17 protein-coding genes are annotated in these 16,927 nt (G+C 70.7%); 9 read left to right on the top strand and 8 right to left on the bottom strand.

Annotated features, from left to right (window positions below):
- Nucleotides 1-45: 45 nt before the first annotated feature.
- Both gap and ACIO3R_RS27425 read right to left on the bottom strand, forming a co-directional pair.
- Nucleotides 46-1,044 carry a type I glyceraldehyde-3-phosphate dehydrogenase gene (gene gap, locus ACIO3R_RS27430; protein ID WP_385032708.1) on the bottom strand — a complete coding sequence of 333 codons (999 nt, stop codon included), beginning with the start codon at nt 1,042-1,044 and terminating at the stop codon, nt 46-48.
- A 102-nt stretch (nt 1,045-1,146) separates the two neighbouring features.
- Complete coding sequence (locus ACIO3R_RS27425; RefSeq protein ID WP_385345249.1) at nt 1,147-2,103, bottom strand: GlxA family transcriptional regulator; 957 nt, start codon at nt 2,101-2,103, stop codon at nt 1,147-1,149.
- Between the two features lie 177 nt (nt 2,104-2,280).
- Here ACIO3R_RS27425 and ACIO3R_RS27420 point away from each other — a divergent pair, with 177 nt between their 5' ends.
- Nucleotides 2,281-3,198: a GNAT family N-acetyltransferase gene (locus ACIO3R_RS27420; protein ID WP_402109458.1), complete on the top strand. Its 918-nt coding sequence runs from the start codon at nt 2,281-2,283 to the stop codon at nt 3,196-3,198.
- A 111-nt stretch (nt 3,199-3,309) separates the two neighbouring features.
- Here the strand turns inward: ACIO3R_RS27420 and ACIO3R_RS27415 are convergent, their stop codons facing one another.
- The 3 genes from ACIO3R_RS27415 to ACIO3R_RS27405 all read right to left on the bottom strand — a co-directional run bounded on the left by ACIO3R_RS27415 (nt 3,310) and on the right by ACIO3R_RS27405 (nt 6,079).
- On the bottom strand, nt 3,310-4,413 hold the full coding sequence (locus ACIO3R_RS27415; RefSeq protein ID WP_402109608.1) for a HoxN/HupN/NixA family nickel/cobalt transporter: 1,104 nt from the start codon (nt 4,411-4,413) through the stop codon (nt 3,310-3,312).
- A gap of 175 nt (nt 4,414-4,588) precedes the next feature.
- Nucleotides 4,589-4,942, bottom strand: coding sequence for a VOC family protein (locus ACIO3R_RS27410; protein WP_385032717.1), 354 nt, complete (start codon nt 4,940-4,942; stop codon nt 4,589-4,591).
- 255 nt (nt 4,943-5,197) lie between these two features.
- Nucleotides 5,198-6,079 carry a phosphotransferase gene (locus tag ACIO3R_RS27405; protein ID WP_402109607.1) on the bottom strand — a complete coding sequence of 294 codons (882 nt, stop codon included), beginning with the start codon at nt 6,077-6,079 and terminating at the stop codon, nt 5,198-5,200.
- Nucleotides 6,080-6,244: 165 nt separating this feature from the next.
- Between ACIO3R_RS27405 and argC the strand changes: the two genes are divergently transcribed.
- The 5 genes from argC to ACIO3R_RS27380 are packed head-to-tail and all read left to right on the top strand — an operon-like array spanning nt 6,245 to nt 11,072.
- Nucleotides 6,245-7,273: an N-acetyl-gamma-glutamyl-phosphate reductase gene (argC, locus tag ACIO3R_RS27400; protein WP_402109455.1), complete on the top strand. Its 1,029-nt coding sequence runs from the start codon at nt 6,245-6,247 to the stop codon at nt 7,271-7,273.
- Nucleotides 7,270-8,424 carry a bifunctional glutamate N-acetyltransferase/amino-acid acetyltransferase ArgJ gene (gene argJ / locus ACIO3R_RS27395; RefSeq protein ID WP_402109453.1) on the top strand — a complete coding sequence of 385 codons (1,155 nt, stop codon included), beginning with the start codon at nt 7,270-7,272 and terminating at the stop codon, nt 8,422-8,424. The genes argC and argJ overlap by 4 nt, the downstream gene beginning before the upstream one ends.
- Nucleotides 8,421-9,323 (top strand): acetylglutamate kinase, encoded by a 903-nt coding sequence (gene argB, locus ACIO3R_RS27390; RefSeq protein WP_363031161.1) that lies wholly within the window; start codon nt 8,421-8,423, stop codon nt 9,321-9,323. The genes argJ and argB overlap by 4 nt, the downstream gene beginning before the upstream one ends.
- Nucleotides 9,320-10,510, top strand: a complete 1,191-nt coding sequence (locus ACIO3R_RS27385; RefSeq protein ID WP_385345236.1) for an acetylornithine transaminase — start codon at nt 9,320-9,322, stop codon at nt 10,508-10,510. Before argB ends, ACIO3R_RS27385 begins: the two co-directional genes overlap by 4 nt.
- A gap of 25 nt (nt 10,511-10,535) precedes the next feature.
- Nucleotides 10,536-11,072: an arginine repressor gene (locus ACIO3R_RS27380; RefSeq protein ID WP_123468525.1), complete on the top strand. Its 537-nt coding sequence runs from the start codon at nt 10,536-10,538 to the stop codon at nt 11,070-11,072.
- 3 nt (nt 11,073-11,075) lie between these two features.
- Here ACIO3R_RS27380 and ACIO3R_RS27375 read toward each other — a convergent pair whose 3' ends face one another.
- From ACIO3R_RS27375 to ACIO3R_RS27365, 3 genes are all read right to left on the bottom strand, one after another.
- The gene (locus ACIO3R_RS27375) at nt 11,076-11,777 is read right to left on the bottom strand and encodes a L,D-transpeptidase family protein (protein WP_402109449.1); all 702 of its coding nucleotides are present in this window, start codon (nt 11,775-11,777) and stop codon (nt 11,076-11,078) included.
- A gap of 64 nt (nt 11,778-11,841) precedes the next feature.
- The gene (locus tag ACIO3R_RS27370; protein ID WP_385032733.1) at nt 11,842-12,435 is read right to left on the bottom strand and encodes a pyridoxamine 5'-phosphate oxidase family protein; all 594 of its coding nucleotides are present in this window, start codon (nt 12,433-12,435) and stop codon (nt 11,842-11,844) included.
- A gap of 120 nt (nt 12,436-12,555) precedes the next feature.
- Nucleotides 12,556-13,449 carry an NADP-dependent oxidoreductase gene (locus ACIO3R_RS27365; protein WP_385032736.1) on the bottom strand — a complete coding sequence of 298 codons (894 nt, stop codon included), beginning with the start codon at nt 13,447-13,449 and terminating at the stop codon, nt 12,556-12,558.
- Nucleotides 13,450-13,519: 70 nt separating this feature from the next.
- Between ACIO3R_RS27365 and ACIO3R_RS27360 the strand changes: the two genes are divergently transcribed.
- The 3 genes from ACIO3R_RS27360 to argH all read left to right on the top strand — a co-directional run bounded on the left by ACIO3R_RS27360 (nt 13,520) and on the right by argH (nt 16,920).
- The gene (locus ACIO3R_RS27360; protein WP_385032739.1) at nt 13,520-14,107 is read left to right on the top strand and encodes a TetR/AcrR family transcriptional regulator; all 588 of its coding nucleotides are present in this window, start codon (nt 13,520-13,522) and stop codon (nt 14,105-14,107) included.
- Nucleotides 14,108-14,203: 96 nt separating this feature from the next.
- Complete coding sequence (locus ACIO3R_RS27355) at nt 14,204-15,397, top strand: argininosuccinate synthase (RefSeq protein WP_385032742.1); 1,194 nt, start codon at nt 14,204-14,206, stop codon at nt 15,395-15,397.
- Between the two features lie 89 nt (nt 15,398-15,486).
- Nucleotides 15,487-16,920: an argininosuccinate lyase gene (argH, locus tag ACIO3R_RS27350; RefSeq protein ID WP_402109445.1), complete on the top strand. Its 1,434-nt coding sequence runs from the start codon at nt 15,487-15,489 to the stop codon at nt 16,918-16,920.
- Nucleotides 16,921-16,927: the final 7 nt, after the last annotated feature.

Here is a 16,927-nt window from a genome sequence, read left to right as displayed (position 1 = left end):
CCGGCGGGCGTCGACGGGGGCAGCGGAGACCGCCCCCGCGAACGGTCAGCGCGTGGCGAGGAGCGTGAGCGTGTCGATCACGCGGTTCGAGAAGCCCCACTCGTTGTCGTACCAGGCGGACACCTTGATGTGGCGCCCCTCGACCCGGGTGAGAGCCGAGTCGAAGATCGACGAGGCGGGGTTGCCCGTGATGTCGGACGACACCAGGGCGTCGTCCGAGTACTCGAGCACCCCGGCCAGTGGCCCCTGCGCCGCGGCCAGGTAGGCCGCCAGCACCTCGTCGCGCGTCACATCGCGGGACACCGTGGTGTTGAGCTCGACGATCGAGCCCACCGGAACCGGTACGCGGATGGAGTCGCCCGACAGCTTGCCGTCGAGGTTCGGCAGCACGAGGCCGATCGCCTTGGCGGCGCCCGTCGTCGTCGGCACGATGTTGACCCCGGCGGCGCGGGCACGGCGGGCGTCGCGGTGCGGGCCGTCCTGGAGGTTCTGCTCCTGGGTGTAGGCGTGCACCGTCGTCATGAAGGCGTGCTCGATACCGGCGAGCTCGTCGAGCACCGCGGCCAGCGGCGCGAGCGCGTTGGTCGTGCACGAGGCGTTCGAGACGACCGTGTGCAGGGCCGGGTCGTACGCGTCGTTGTTGACCCCGTACGCGAGCGTCACGTCCGCGCCGTCCGACGGCGCGGCGACGAGCACCCTCTTCGCACCCGCGTCGAGGTGGGCACGGGCGGCCTTGGCCGACGTGAAGCGGCCGGTCGCCTCCAGCGCGATGTCGACGCCGAGCTCGGCCCACGGCAGCTGTCCCGGTTCCCGCTCGGCGAGCACCTTGATGCGGCGGCCGTCGACGACCAGGGTGTCCCCGTCCACGCTCACCGGGCGCCCGAGCCGCCCGGCCGTGGTGTCGAACGCGAGCAGCCGCGCGAGAGCGGCGGGCTCCGAGAGGTCGTTGACGGCGACGACTTCGAGGTCGCTGTCGCGTTCGAGCAGCGCGCGCAGCACGTTGCGTCCGATGCGGCCGAATCCGTTGATGGCGATGCGAGTCATGTGAGAGTCCCTTCTCCTCGTCCTCAGCATCGCGCTCGCCGGACCCGCCCGACAGCGGCGTGATCGCCATGGTCCGTAAGGATCCCGCCACCCGGCCGCGGGCTACTCGCCCCGGGCGAAGGTGCGCCGGTACTCGCTCGGCGTGGTGCCGAGGATGCGCTGGAAGTGCAGCCGCAGATTCGCGCCGGTGCCGAGGCCGACCTCGGCGGCGATCTGCTCGACGCCCCGTTCCGAACGCTCCAGCAGCTCCCGGGCCACGTCGATCCGGGCGCGCATGACCCACTGCATCGGGGTGTACCCCGTGTCCTCGGCGAAGCGCCGCGAGAACGTGCGGGGCGACACCGCCGCGTGCCGCGCGAGCGCCTCCAGGGTGAGGGGTTCGCCGAGCCGGTGCAGCGCCCACTCGCGGGTGGCGGCGAACCGTTCGCCGAGCGGTTCCGGCACGCTGCGCGGCACGTACTGCGCCTGGCCGCCGCTGCGGTAGGGCGCGGCGACCAGGCGCCGGGCCGCGTAGTTCGACGCGGCCACCCCGAGGTCGCCGCGCAGCACGTGCAGGCACAGGTCGATGCCCGACGCGGCGCCCGCCGAGGTCAGCACGCCGCCCTCGTCGACGAACAGGACGTTCTCGTCGACCCGGACCAGCGGGTACTTCGCCGCGAGCGCCCTCGTGTAGTGCCAGTGGGTCGTGGCGCGGCGGCCGTCGAGGAGACCCGTCGCGGCGAGGGCGAAGGCCCCGGTCGAGATGGCGGCGAGGCGCGCGCCCCGGCCGTGGGCGGCGACCAGTGCGTCGAGGACGGGCTGCGGCGGAACGTCACGGTCGGGGAGCCGGTAGCCGGGGACGAACACGATGTCGGCCCATTCGAGCGCGTCGAGCCCGTGGGTGACGGAGTACGAGAGCCCGTCCCCGCCGGCCACGAGGCCGGGTGCCGCGCCGCACACCCGTACCTCGTACGGCATGCTCGCGCGGGTCGTGAAGACCTGTGCGGGAATGCCGACATCGAGCGGCTTCGCGCCGTCGAGCACGAGGACCGCGACGTGTCGCAGGCGGGCGGCTGGCATGGAAAACGAGGGTACGCGGAGGTCAGGCTCCTCCGGAGCCCGACCCGCGACGGCCCGACCGGCGACGGGGAAACCCGGTGGGCATCGGCGAACCGGTCGGATCGGATCGCGCCGGAGCGGTCTCCTGGCCCGAAGAATACCCGTTCAGGTCCATGACAACGTGGCTAATGTGACCGGGTGACAGAATTCAACGTCCTTGGCGACAGCACGGAATGGCAGAAGGACTTCGAGCAGCGGCTGCGCGCCGCGTACACGGCGGCCGGGCTCGGTGCGACCGCGACGGAACGCGTGCTCAGTGACATGCGCGCCGGGGTCGGTGACTGGACGGTCGCCGCGATCACCGAGGCGGACGGGACCCGGGTGGGGCACGTCGCCGTGGTCGTGGCCGAGGGCGACGACCCGCCCGCGGGCCGTATCTGCGACCTCCGGGTCGACGCACGCCACGCCGGCCAGGGGCACGAGGAGGCCGCCAGGGACTGGGCCGAGCGCTGGTGCGCGGAGCGCGGCGCACGCAGGCTGGACATACGGCTCATGGAGCCGGCAGGCGAGTTGTTCGACGCCTACGGCGTCCGCGGTCAGCTGAGGGCGCGGCACGTCGCCTCCTCGCCCGAACCGGTCGAAGGCGTCACCGCACGGCCGATGACGCAGGCCGAGTACCCCGGGTGGCTCGCCTCCGAGAAGCGCGCCTACGTCGGTGACATCGTGAGGGCGGGAGCCAAGAGCCCCGAGGGCGCCGCACGCAAGGCCGACGACGACTTCGCGAAGCTGATTCCCGAGGGCCTGGCGACACCGGACACCACGCTCCTGGTGCTGGAGGCGGAGGGCGAGCCCATCGGCACCGGCTGGTTGAAGCACGGGCACCTCCCGGGGGCCACCTACGGATACTCGCTGCACATCGACGAGCGGCACCGCGGCAAGGGATACGGCCGGGCCGCGATGACGGCCGGTGAACGGGCGACGTCGGCAGCCGGTGACTCGGTGCTGATGTTCACCGTGTGGGGCGGCAACGTGGTGGCGATGAACCTGTACACGAGCGTCGGCTACCGGATCGTGGAGGAGTACCGCTCGCTCGGTCTGCCCCGCTCCGCGGTATGACGAGTGGCAGAGGCGCGCTGACGGCCCCCGCGTCTCTTCCTGGTCTCGGGCAGAGACTCTGAGACAGGCTCGTCCCGGCCCCTCGCGGTGCGAGGGGCCGGGGGCCTCCCGCTATCGCGGCCCCGGTGCCCTGGGCGGGGGCGAGGAGGGCGGGGGCGGCGGGCCGCTCAGGTTCGCGCTCCATTTCTCCTCGATGCGGCCGAACTTCCACACGGCCAGCGCGGCGATCCAGGTGACGACGAACAGGCCGACGATCAGGTAGCCGACGATGTTGAGGTCGAGGCCGGTGATCCAGTCCCAGAACGGTCCGTGGAGACCGGCTTTCTCGCCGACCAGGCCGAGGAGTTCGACCGTGCCGATGATCAGGGCGACGGCGACGGACAGACCGGTGATGGTGAGGTTGTAGTAGACCTTGCGGACCGGCTTGGCGAACGCCCAGCCGTAGGCGAAGTTCATGAAGGTGCCGTCGATGGTGTCCAGCAGGGACATGCCTGCCGCGAACAGCACGGGCAGGCAGAGGATGGCGTACCAGGGCAGTCCCGAGGCGGCGCCGGTGCCGGCCAGGACCAGGAGGGCGATCTCGGTGGCGGTGTCGAAGCCGAGGCCGAAGAGCAGGCCCAGCGGATACATCTGCCACGGCTTGGTGAGGGACTTCATCAGCCGCCCCAGCAGCCGGTTCATCAGCCCTCGGTTGTTCAGCTGCTCCTCCAGCGCGGCTTCGTCGAAGTGCCCTCGCCGCATCTCGCGGAAGACCTTCCAGATCCCGGTGAGGATCACGAGGTTGATGATCGCGATGAGGTAGAGGAAGGTCCCGGAGACGGTGGTCCCGATCCAGCCGGTGGTGGTGTGGAGGGTGGAGTTGTCGTTCTTCACGGGCCCGGCGAGGGCCTTGACGCCCAGCGACAGCAGGACCGCGAGCGCGAGGACGATGCTGGAGTGGCCCAGGGAGAACCAGAAGCCGACCGACAGCGGCCGTTGGCCCTCGTGCATCAGCTTGCGGGTGGTGTTGTCGATGGCCGCGATGTGGTCGGCGTCGAAGGCGTGCCGCATGCCCAGGGTGTACGCGGTGACCCCGATGCCGATGCCGAAGGTCTTCTCCCCGAGGGTGTAGTGCTCGGGCGTGACGATCGAGACCAGGGTGAACCAGCCGATCACATGCAGGGCCGCGATGAAGGCCGCCATCCCCGCCACCCGCCGCCACTCGGCCCGGGTCATGGAACCGGCCAGACGGCGCAGGCCAGAACGGGCGGCGACCGCTGGGGCGGGAGAGGCTGCCATGGGGGTCTTCTTTCGCTTCGCCTTCGACACTTATCGCACATGTGTTGCTCTTGCAACATATGTGCAAAAAGTGGTTTCGCCTGGGAAGCGGGCGACGGGAGGGCTGCCCCGCTCAGCCCTTCCGCTCACCCAGGACACAGAATTCGTTGCCCTCCGGGTCGAGGAGGGTCACCCAGTGCTGCTCGTCCTGCACGCTGCCGGCGCGCCGGGCGCCGAGGGAGAGCAGCCGGGCGACCTCGGCCTCCTGGTTGTCGGGGCGGAAGTCGGGGTGGAGCCGGTTCTTCGACCTCTTGCCCTCGGGGACGGGGACGAAGAGCAGCCCCGGCATCCGGTCCGGCTCGGGCCGGATCTCGATGATCTCCTCGGACTCGTCGACCACCACCCAGCCGAGAGCCTCGGCCCACCAGTGCCCGAGGGTGACGGGGTCGGAGGAGTCGACGATGATCTGTTCCCATTCGAGTGCCATGGGCGTGAGCATAAACAGTGTCGGCCGACTGCCAGGGCCGGGGATGGCCGCCCCCGGAACAGCCCGCTCGCCCCGCCTTCCGTACGACTTCCCCGAAGACTCGGCAGGTCGGCGGAGCGGCCGCCGCCCTACGGGCCGACACCGGCGTTCGGGCGGGCCGGTTCGAGCGTCGAAGGGTCAACTCGGGCGCTCGGTCTCACGTCGGGTGTGGTCGTCCGCGGTGGTTGGCGGATCCGGGCACCGAGCCGGGCGCTGTCACGTGACCTTCGGCGATTTCTGCGGACCGTCCACTCGCCTGGTCACCGTGCCGAGTGTCGGCCAAGGAGGACCCTCGCGCAGCAAGCGCAGGAGTTCCTCTCCGAATCGCCTCCCATTCGGGAACTGGTCGCCACGCTCCCAGCGCCACGCGGCGACCATCGCGACAACGAGCTGCCGGCACTCGTCCAGCAGCCCTTGGTCAAGGCTTGGGTAGTGCGCGCAGACCGCCTCGGGAGCATGGGCGAGATCGAACTCGACCGGGCCCCGGCAGCACGTCTCGAGGTCGATGAACAACGGGCCGTTCTCCGTGCTGAGCACATTGCCCGGATGCGGCTCGCCGTGGAGCAGCTGCTCCACGGCGCCGCGGTCGTCGATCGCTCGGCGCAGGCTTGCCAGCCTGCCGCTGAGGAACACGCGGTCCGCGTCGGTGAGCTCCGGCGAGCGAACCGGGTCGGCGACAACTCCTTCCGCCTCCGCGATCCGGTCCGTGAACCTCGGGCTCGGCACATCGACCTCGCGCATACCGGCGTGCAGCTGCTCCAGCGCCTTGGCGTAGTCGACCGGTGACATGTGAGGCGTCACGGGCTCGTGGTACGTCCACAGCGTCACCGCGAAGCCATCGCGCGTGTACACGCGCGGATCCGCCCGGGGCTCCAAGGGGCACACCGGGCATCCGGCCTCGGTGAGCCGCTGGGCGAGATCGACTTCGAACTGTGCAACCTCTTGTCCCACAGGGGCGACCCGGGCGAAGACGTCGCACGGCGTCAGGCGCAGTGCCAGTTTGTTCGAGTTGTGGAGAACGGTTGCGTCGTCGGCGGGCAGGTCGAGCGAGGCGGCGACCGAAGTCGCAGCCGCGATCGCGCGCGTGACGTCGGTCATGTCCACCCCGGAATCTTGGCATGGATGAGCGAGACCGATGCCGACAAGCGTGAACATTCGCCAACTACCGCGAACAGTCACATCGGGATCACGCCACATCGATCCATTTCTTTGCATAAAAGTGCGACGTTGCGTATAGTCATGCCGTCGACGAGGAGGATTTCGATGGTGGTACGTGCAGCGGTGGCAGGGGCGAGCGGATACGCCGGCGGGGAGCTGCTCCGTCTTCTGCTGGTCCACCCGGAGGTCGAGATCGGCGCCCTCACCGCGAACTCCAACGCGGGACAGCCGCTCGGGGCGTTGCAGCCGCATCTGCGGCCGCTCGCCGGGCGGGTGCTTCAGCCGACCACGCCCGAGGTGCTCGCCGGGCACGACGTGGTGTTCCTCGCGCTGCCGCACGGGCAGTCCGCCGCCGTCGCGGAGCAGCTCGGTGACGACGTGCTCGTGGTGGACATGGGGGCCGACTTCCGGCTCAGGGACGCCGCGGACTGGGAGAAGTTCTACGCCTCGCCGCACGCCGGAACCTGGCCGTACGGTCTGCCCGAGCTGCCCGGTGGGCGCGCCGGGCTGGCGGGGAGCAAGCGTATCGCGGTGCCCGGCTGCTACCCCACCGCCGTGTCGCTCGCGCTCTTCCCGGCGTACGCGGCCCAGCTCGCCGAGCCAGAGGTCGTGATCGTCGCCGCCTCGGGGACCTCCGGCGCGGGCAAGGCCGCCAAGCCGCATCTGCTCGGCTCCGAGGTGATGGGCAACATGTCGCCGTACGGCGTCGGCGGCGTCCACCGGCACACACCCGAGATGATCCAGAACCTCAGCGCCGCGGCCGGTGAGCCGGTGACCGTCTCCTTCACGCCGACCCTCGCGCCGATGCCCCGCGGCATCCTCGCCACGTGCAGCGCGAAGGCGAAGCCCGGCGTGAGCGCCGAGGTGCTCCGTACCGCGTACGAGAAGGCCTTCGCGGACGAGCCGTTCGTCGATCTGCTCCCCGCGGGGCAGTGGCCCGCGACCGCCGCCGTGTACGGCTCCAACGCCGTCCAGATCCAGGTCGCGTACGACGAGGCGGCCGGCCGGATCGTCGTCATCAGCGCCATCGACAACCTCGCCAAGGGCACCGCGGGCGGCGCCCTGCAGAGCATGAACATCGCCCTCGGACTTCCCGAGGACACAGGTCTTTCCACGATCGGAGTCGCACCGTGAGCGTCACGGCAGCACAGGGATTCTCGGCGGCGGGCATCGCCGCCGGAATCAAGGACAGCGGTAACCCGGACCTGGCCCTCGTGGTCAACAACGGTCCGCGTCGCGCCGCCGCGGGCGTCTTCACCTCCAACCGTGTCAAGGCCGCCCCCGTCCGCTGGTCGGAGCAGGTCCTCAAGGGCGGCGAGGTGACCGCCGTCGTCCTCAACTCCGGTGGCGCCAACGCCTGTACGGGACCGCAGGGCTTCCAGGACACCCACGCCACCGCCGAGAAGGCAGCCGAGGTCCTCAAGGGCCACAGCGCCGGTGAGATCGCCGTCGCCTCGACCGGGCTCATCGGTCTGCTGCTCCCGATGGACAAGCTGCTGCCGGGCATCGAGAAGGCCGCGGCCGTCCTGAGCGAGCACGGCGGCGAGAAGGCCGCCATCGCCATCAAGACCACCGACACCGTGCACAAGACGGCCGTCGCCGGGGGTACGGGCTGGACCGTCGGCGGAATGGCGAAGGGCGCGGGCATGCTGGCGCCCAGCCTCGCCACCATGCTCGTCGTGCTCACCACCGACGCCGACGTGGACACCGCCGGACTCGACACCGCGCTGCGCGACGCGACCCGCACCACCTTCGACCGGATCGACTCCGACGGCTGCATGTCCACCAACGACACCGTGCTGCTGCTGGCCTCGGGGGCCAGCGGAATCACCCCGGAGCAGGGCGAGTTCGCCGAGGCCGTACGGGCCGTCTGCGACGATCTGGCCCGGCAGCTGATCGGTGACGCGGAAGGCGCGTCCAAGGACATCCGGATCGAGGTCGTCAACGCCGCGACCGAGGAAGACGCCGTCGAGGTTGGCCGCTCCATCGCCCGTAACAACCTCCTCAAGTGCGCCATCCACGGCGAGGACCCCAACTGGGGCCGGGTGCTGTCCGCCATCGGCACGACGAAGGCGGCCTTCGAGCCCGACGAGCTGAACGTCGCCATCAACGACGTCTGGGTCTGCAGGAACGGCGGGGTGGGCGAGGACCGCGACCTCGTCGACATGCGCTACCGCGAGGTCAGGATCACCGCCGACCTCGCCGCGGGCACCGAGTCGGCCGTCATCTGGGCCAACGACCTCACCGCCGACTACGTCCACGAGAACAGCGCGTACAGCTCATGACCACCGCGCGGAAGCACACCGCACTCCCGAAGGCGCAGATCCTCATCGAGGCGCTGCCCTGGCTGACCCGGCACAACGGCAAGACCGTCGTCATCAAGTTCGGCGGCAACGCCATGATCGACGAGGGGCTGAAGGCGGCCTTCGCGCAGGATGTCGTCTTTCTGCGGCACGCCGGCCTCAAGCCCGTCGTCGTGCACGGCGGCGGCCCGCAGATCAGCGCCCAGCTCGACAAGCAGGGACTGGTCAGCGAGTTCAAGGCCGGGCTCCGCGTCACCACGCCCGAGGCGATGGACGTCGTACGGATGGTGCTCGCCGGGCAGGTCCAGCGCGAACTGGTGGGCCTGCTCAACCAGCACGGGCCACTCGCCGTCGGCATGACCGGCGAGGACGCCCACACCATCACCGCCACCCAGCACCGGCCCGTCATCGACGGCGAGGCCGTCGACATCGGCCGGGTCGGCGAGATCACCGCGATCGACACCGGAGCCATCCAGGCGCTGCTGGACGACGGCCGCATCCCGGTCATCTCCTCCATCGCCCGCTCCGCCGACGACAACCACGTGTACAACGTCAACGCCGACACCGCGGCCGCCGCGCTCGCCGCCGCGCTGGACGCCGAGACGCTGATGGTCCTCACCGACGTCGAGGGCCTCTACGAGGACTGGCCCAACAGCGACGACGTGATCAGCCGCCTCACCGCCACCGAGCTGGAGCGGCTCCTGCCGGAGCTCTCCAGCGGGATGGTGCCCAAGATGCAGGGCTGTCTGCACGCCGTGCGCAACGGCGTCGAGACCGCCAGGGTCATCGACGGACGGGTCCAGCACTCGATCCTGCTGGAGATCTTCACCGACGAGGGAATCGGCACGATGGTCGTGCCCGACGCACAGGGGGAAGCATGACCAACGCCGGGCTCTCGCAGCGCTGGAAGACCGCGCTGATGGACAACTACGGCACCCCGAAGCTGTCCCTCGTCAGCGGCTCCGGCGCCTATGTCCAGGACGCCGACGGCACCCGGTACCTCGACTTCGTCGGCGGTATCGCGGTGAACGCGCTGGGCCACGCCCACCCCGCGATCGTCGAGGCGGTCTCCACCCAGATCGCCTCCCTCGGCCACGTCTCCAACCTCTTCATCGCCGAACCGCCCGTCGCGCTCGCCGAACGGCTGCTCCAGCTCTTCGGCCGCACCGGCAAGGTCTTCTTCTCCAACTCGGGCGCCGAGGCGGTCGAGGCCGCGTTCAAGATCGGCCGGCTGACCGGGCGCGGCCACATGGTCGCCACCGACGGCGGTTTCCACGGCCGCACCATGGGCGCTCTCGCGCTCACCGGCCAGCCGAAGAAGCGCGAGCCCTTCACCCCGCTGCCCGGCGACGTCACCCATGTCCCCTACGGGGACGTCGAAGCGCTGCGGGCCGCGGTGACCACCGACACCGCGCTGCTCGTCATCGAGCCGATCCAGGGCGAGAACGGTGTGGTCGTCCCGCCCAAGGGCTATCTGGAGGCCGCCCGGGAGATCACCCGGGCCACCGGCACCCTGCTCGTGCTCGACGAGGTGCAGACCGGGATCGGCCGCTGCGGCACCTGGTTCGAGCACCAGGCCCACCAGGGCGTCGAGCCCGACCTCGTCACCCTCGCCAAGGGGCTCGGCGGCGGACTGCCGATCGGCGCCACGGTGGCGTTCGGCGCGGCCGCGGACCTGCTGGAGCCGGGCCAGCACGGCACGACGTTCGGCGGCAACCCGGTCGCCTGCGCCGCCGGCCTCGCGGTCCTGGACACCCTGGCCGCCGGTGGCGTGCTCGACGACGTGAAGCGGCTCGGCGAACGGATCAGGGAGGGCGTCGAGGGGCTCGGACACCCCCTGGTCTCCCATGTCCGGGGCTCGGGCCTGCTGCTGGGTATCGTGCTCACCGAGCCCCTCGCACCCCAGGTGCAGCAGGCGGCTCAGGGAGCCGGACTCCTGGTGAACGCACCCGCACCCGATGTCGTACGGCTGATGCCGCCGCTGATCATCGGTGACGCGGAGGTGGACACGTTCCTCCAGGCACTTCCCGGCGTACTCGACGCGGCATACGGACGATCCGGAGAATGACGTTCCGGAGAATGAGGCGACGACGATGACCGAGGCGCAGGAATCCGAGCACGGCGGGCCGTCCGTGCCGCAGACCCGCACGGCACGCCACCGCCGGATCGTGGACATCCTGAACCGGCTGCCGGTGCGCTCGCAGAGCCAGCTGGCCAAGCTTCTCGCGGACGACGGGCTGAGCGTCACCCAGGCGACGCTCTCCCGGGATCTCGACGAACTGGGTGCCGTGAAGATCCGCAACACCGGCGGCGAGCTGATCTACGCGGTGCCGAGCGAGGGCGGTTTCCGTACCCCGCACGCGCCGCTCGGCGGCTCCGCGAAGGAGGAGAGGATGCGGCGCCTCTCCGCCGAACTGCTCATCTCGGCGGAGGCCTCGGCCAACCTCGTGGTGCTGCGGACGCCTCCGGGCGCCGCCCAGTTCCTCGCCTCGTCCATCGACCAGGCGGAACTGCACGACATCCTCGGCACCATCGCCGGTGACGACACGCTGATGCTGATCAGCCGCGACCCGGCGGGCGGACAGGCGCTCGCCGACCATCTGCTGCGGCTCGCACAGAACGACCGCTGACGGTCAGTAGCGCGTGATCGCGGTCGGGCCCGAGCGGGTCCCGATCGCGAGGTGCGGACGACGGGCCGGATCGGCCCAGGCCAGGATCAGGTCCATCGCGGCCGCCGGTACGGAGACGCAACCGGCGGTCGCGCCGCGCCCGTTGACATGCAGGAAGATCCCGGCGCCCCGCCCGCGCACCGGACGGTGGTAGTTGAACCCCACGACGAGCGCACGGGCGTACTGCGCCGGATACGTGATCAGCCGCTCGGCCTCCGATGCCCGGCAGTCGGCCGGCCGTGGCTCCACCCACCGGTTGTACGCCCGCGCCGCGTTGTCCTGACACCACCACGACCCGTTGCGGATCCGGCGGTAGGAGTAGCGGGTGCCGGGCGGGGCCGCCGCCACCCCGAAGGCGTACGGCAGGTTGTACAGGCCGGTGGGCGTGGTGTCGGTGCCCTGCTCGCGCGAGGCACCCTCGGTCAGCCCGTTCGCCCCGAACCTGGCGGGTGCAGTCCCTGCGGCCACCCAGCGGCCGGAGCGCAGGTCCCACCAGGTGACCGTGCCCGTGGTGGCCCCCGTGGCGGCGGCCTCGGCCGTGATCAGCTGGGAGCCGCCGCCCGTGTCGGCCAGCCGCCGCGGCAGCGACGGGTCCGCCGGGGGCCGGGCCCCGGTCAGGGCGGCGAGGGCGAGCAGTACCGAACAGGTCACCAGACATCTGCGCATGCCCCGGACCGTAGACCGGCCCGTGCCGGGCCACCCGCGCACCTGCTCCGTACGGCCCAACCGCTTACCGCGCGGGCGGCAGGGCGGGCAGCGGGAGGGGCAGCCCCGGCAGCCCGTCGATGCTGGTGGCGATGTGCTCCTTCTTCTCGAAGTAGGCGCTGAGCGAGGCGTCGTCGTCGCGTGCGAAGCGCCTGGCGTGCAGCGGCCGGTCCTCGTCGTACGACATGAAGGGGACCGCGTATCCGCAGGAGTCCCGGATCAGTTCGGCCTCCACCACGATGATCGCCCGGAGCCCGTGCCGGGTGTGGTCCACCCCGTCGAACCGTTCGAGCAGCCCGGCGAAGCGGGGATCGTCGCGGAACACCGGCTCCCCCCGGCCGTGCACCCGCACGATGGTCGGCGGGCCCTGGAAGGCGCACCACATCAGGGTGATCCGGCCGTTCTCGCGAAGGTGTGCCACCGTCTCCGCGTTGCTCCCGGCGAAGTCCAGATACGCCATCCGCAGCTCGTCGAGCAGCACGAAGGAACCGCTGACGCCCTTGGGGGAGAGGTTGACCGTGCCGTCGCCGTCCAGCGGTGCGGTCGCCGTGAAAAAGATGTGCTGTTCCTCGATGAAGGTCCGCAGCCGCCCGTCGATGCGTTCGTATGTCTTTCCCATGGGGGTGATTATCCGCTCCGCCTCCCCCGGCAACGGGGGTTTCCAGCCCGTGGGACGGATACGGCAGGCCGGGCGGCAGCACGCACGTTCACCACCGCCCGGGAAGCCTCGGGAACCCGCTCAGACGACGATGATCCGGCGCCCGCGCGCATGACCGGCCCGGCTGTCGATGTGCGCCGCCGCGGCCTCGGTGAGCGGGTACGCCTTCTCGACCGGGATGTGCAGCTCTCCCCGCGCGATGAGGCCGACGGCCTCTGCGAGCGCATCGGGCACGCTTCCGGCCACGCCGGAGAACCGGACGCCGAGCTCCGCCGCCGAGAGATCGGCGATGGAGATCACCTTCCCCGGGTCCCCGGTCAGCGCGACCAGCTCGCGGATCACCCCCGAGCCGGCCAGATCGAGGGCCGCGTCGACCGGGCCGAGCCGCCGCACCCGCTCTACCCAGCCCTCGCCGTACGTCGTGGCGACGGCACCCAGGCCGCGCAGGTAGTCCTGGTTGGCGGCCCCGGCCGTGCCGATCACCCTGATGCCCCGGGCACGGGCGATCTGCAGCACCGCCGATCCGACTCCTCCGGACGCGCCGCTGGCCAGCAGCGTCTGTCCGGGCCGCACACCGACCTCGCGGATGACGCGCAGCGCGGTCTCCACCACGGAGGGGTACCCGGCCGCCTCGCCGAACGTCAGCCCCTCGGGCATCAGCGCCCAGGCCGACAGCACGGCGAACTCGGCATAGGTGCTCGAACCCTCGCCGAACACGCGGTCGCCGGCCTCGACCCCTTCGACGCCCGCACCGACCTCGTCCACCACCCCGGAGGCGTCCAGCCCGACTCCGGCGGGCAGCTCGACCGGGTGGGCCCCCAGGATCTGGCCCTCACGGATTCTCCAGTCGACGGGATTCACGCCCGCCGCCCGCACCGCGACACGTATCTGACCGGGGCCCGCGTGGGGCTCCTCGGCGTCCATGAGGTGCAGGACCTCCGGGCCGCCGAACTCGGCGAAGCTCACTTTTCTCATACGGCCGACCGTAGCACTAACGGTTAGTGTTTCGACACCGTTATTGTTTTGTACCTGATAGTGTCAAGCCATGACCGTGCAGTCCGGACGCCGTGAGCGCAAGAAGGCCGCGACCCGCCAGAAGATCGCTGACACCGCGATGCGGCTCTTCCTGGAGCGGGGGTACGACGCGGTGGGTATCCGTGACGTGGCCGCAGAGGCCGATGTGGCCGTCACCACGCTCTTCTCCCACTTCGCCTCCAAGGAGGCCCTGGTCTTCGAGCGGGACGACGACTTCGAGCGACGGCTCACGGGAGCGGTCACCGACCGGGCGCCGCACGAGCCGCTCATCCCCGCGCTGCGCCGCGAGATCCTCGTCCTGGTCCGGCACTGCCGGGCGGACGGCGCCGCTCCGGTCTGGCGCATGGTCGTCGAATCACCCGCCCTGCGGGAGTACGAGGAGTCGATGCGGCTGCGTCATGCCGAGTCGCTGGCGGCGGCCCTCGCCGCGGACCCCGGTCTGCCCCTGACCCCGACGGCCTGCCGGGCGATCGCGAGGTTCGTGGTCGACACCTATTCGCTGGCCCGCGAGGAAGCCGATCCGGACGCCGCGGTGGACGAGATCTTCCGGATGATCGAGGCGGCCTGGGAGGTCGCCCGCTCCTCCCCGCGTGTGTGAGGGGCTTCCGTACCCGCCCTCACCTGCATCTTTGACAAACCATACGGAGGAACGCATAGTTATACCTGTCAGTGATTGCACCGTGAGGAGAAACCCGTGACCGAGCGCGTCGTACTCGCCTACTCGGGCGGCCTGGACACCTCCGTCGCCATCGGCTGGATCGCCGAGGAGACCGGCGCCGAGGTCATCGCCGTCGCGGTGGACGTAGGCCAGGGCGGCGAGGACCTGGACGTCATCCGTAAGCGCGCGCTCGCCTGCGGTGCGGTCGAGGCCGAGGTCGCCGACGCGAAGGACGAGTTCGCCGAGGAGTACTGCCTCCCGGCGATCAAGGCCAACGCCCTCTACATGGACCGCTACCCGCTGGTCTCGGCGCTCTCCCGGCCGGCCATCGTCAAGCACCTGGTGGCCGCCGCCGACAAGCACGGCGCGAGCGTCGTCGCCCACGGCTGCACCGGCAAGGGCAACGACCAGGTCCGCTTCGAGGCCGGTATCTCCGCGCTCGGCCCCGACCTGAAGTGCATCGCCCCGGTCCGCGACTACGCGATGACCCGGGACAGGGCGATCGCCTTCTGCGAGGAGAAGAACCTCCCGATCGCGACCACCAAGAAGTCCCCGTACTCCATCGACCAGAACGTCTTCGGGCGCGCGGTCGAGACGGGCTTCCTGGAGGACATCTGGAACGCGCCGATCGAGGACATCTACGAGTACACCGCCGACCCCGCCACCCCGCGCGAGGCCGACGAGGTCGTCATCTCCTTCAAGGAGGGGGTGCCGGTCGCCCTCGACGGCAGGCCCGTCACCGTGCTCCAGGCCATCCAGCAGCTCAACGAGCGGGCCGGCGGCCAGGGCATCGGCCGGATCGACATCGTCGAGGACCGGCTCGTGGGCATCAAGTCCCGCGAGGTGTACGAGGCACCGGGCGCGATCGCACTGATCACCGCCCACCAGGAGCTGGAGAACGTCACCGTCGAGCGCGAACTGGCCCGCTACAAGCGGCAGGTCGAGCAGCGCTGGGGCGAGATGGTCTACGACGGCCTGTGGTTCTCCCCGCTCAAGCGCGCCCTGGACGGTTTCATCAACGAGGCCAACCAGCACGTCACCGGCGACATCCGGATGACCCTGCACGCAGGCCGCGCCGTCGTCACCGGCCGCCGTTCCAGCGAGTCGCTGTACGACTTCAACCTCGCCACGTACGACTCCGGCGACACCTTCGACCAGTCCAAGGCACAGGGCTTCATCGAGATCTTCGGCCTCTCGTCGAAGATCGCCGCCAAGCGTGACCTGGCCTGACCCCTCCCCGTTACGTCACCGCCTCCCCGGCCGTCCGCGCGGGGAGGCGGTCGCACATCCAACCCCCTTGTTCTTCCGAGGAGCATGCAGTGAGCAACGGCAACGGCAACAGCGACGTACGCCTCTGGGGCGCCCGTTTCGCCGACGGTCCGGCCGAGGCGCTGGCCAAGCTGTCCGCGTCCGTCCACTTCGACTGGCGCCTCGCGCCGTACGACATCGCCGGCTCCCGCGCCCACGCGCGCGTCCTCAACAAGGCGGGCCTGCTCACCGAGGACGAGCTGAAGCGGATGGCCGCCGGCCTCGACGAACTGGAGGCGGACGTCGCGGACGGCTCGTTCACCGGGACCGTCGCCGACGAGGACGTCCACACCGCCCTCGAACGCGGACTGCTGGAGCGGCTCGGCCCCGACCTCGGCGGCAAGCTGCGGGCCGGACGCTCCCGCAACGACCAGATCGCGACGCTCTTCCGGATGTACCTGCGCGACCACGCCCGGATCATCGGCGGCCTCGTCGCCGAGCTGCAGGACGCCCTGGTCGGCCTCGCCGAGGCCCACCCGGACGTGGCCATGCCCGGCCGCACACACCTCCAGCATGCCCAGCCCGTGCTCTTCGCCCACCACATCCTGGCCCATGTGCAGCCCCTGTCCCGGGACGCCGAGCGGCTGCGCCAGTGGGACGAGCGGACCGCCGTCTCCCCGTACGGCTCGGGCGCGCTGGCCGGCTCCTCGCTCGGCCTCGACCCGGAGGCGGTCGCGGCCGACCTCGGCTTCGAGCGCGGTTCGGTGGCCAACTCCATCGACGGCACGGCCTCGCGGGACTTCGTCGCGGAGTTCGCGTTCATCACCGCGATGATCGGCATCAACCTCTCCCGGATCGCCGAGGAGATCATCATCTGGAACACGAAGGAGTTCTCCTTCGTCACCCTCCACGACGCCTTCTCCACCGGCTCCTCGATCATGCCGCAGAAGAAGAACCCCGACATCGCCGAACTGGCGCGGGGCAAGTCGGGGCGGCTCATCGGCAACCTCACCGGGCTGATGGCCACGCTGAAGGCCCTGCCGCTCGCGTACAACCGCGACCTCCAGGAGGACAAGGAGCCGGTCTTCGACTCCTGCGACCAGCTCGAAGTCCTGCTGCCCGCCTTCACCGGCATGATGGCCACGCTCACCGTCAACCGCGAGCGCATGGAGGAGCTGGCCCCGGCCGGCTTCTCGCTCGCCACCGACATCGCGGAGTGGCTGGTCAAGCAGGGCGTGCCCTTCCGCGTCGCCCACGAGGTCGCCGGCAGCTGCGTCAAGGAGTGCGAGCTGCACGGCATCGAGCTCGACGAGCTGACCGACGAGCAGTTCGCGAAGATCTCCGAGCACCTCACCCCCGAGATCCGCACGGTCCTCGACGTGGCCGGCGCACTGGCCTCCCGCAACGCCCGCGGCGGCACCGCGCCCTCCGCGGTCGCCGTCCAGCTCGCCGAGGTCAAGGAGGACCTCGCGACGCAGCACGCCTGGGCGACGGCGCGCAGGTAGCAGGCGG

Origin of the sequence: Streptomyces sp. NPDC087428 (assembly GCF_044744085.1) — a bacterium.
Lineage (GTDB): Bacteria > Actinomycetota > Actinomycetes > Streptomycetales > Streptomycetaceae > Streptomyces.
Note: the sequence above shows the minus strand (reverse complement) of the source record. Positions and strands in the feature narration are given on the sequence as shown.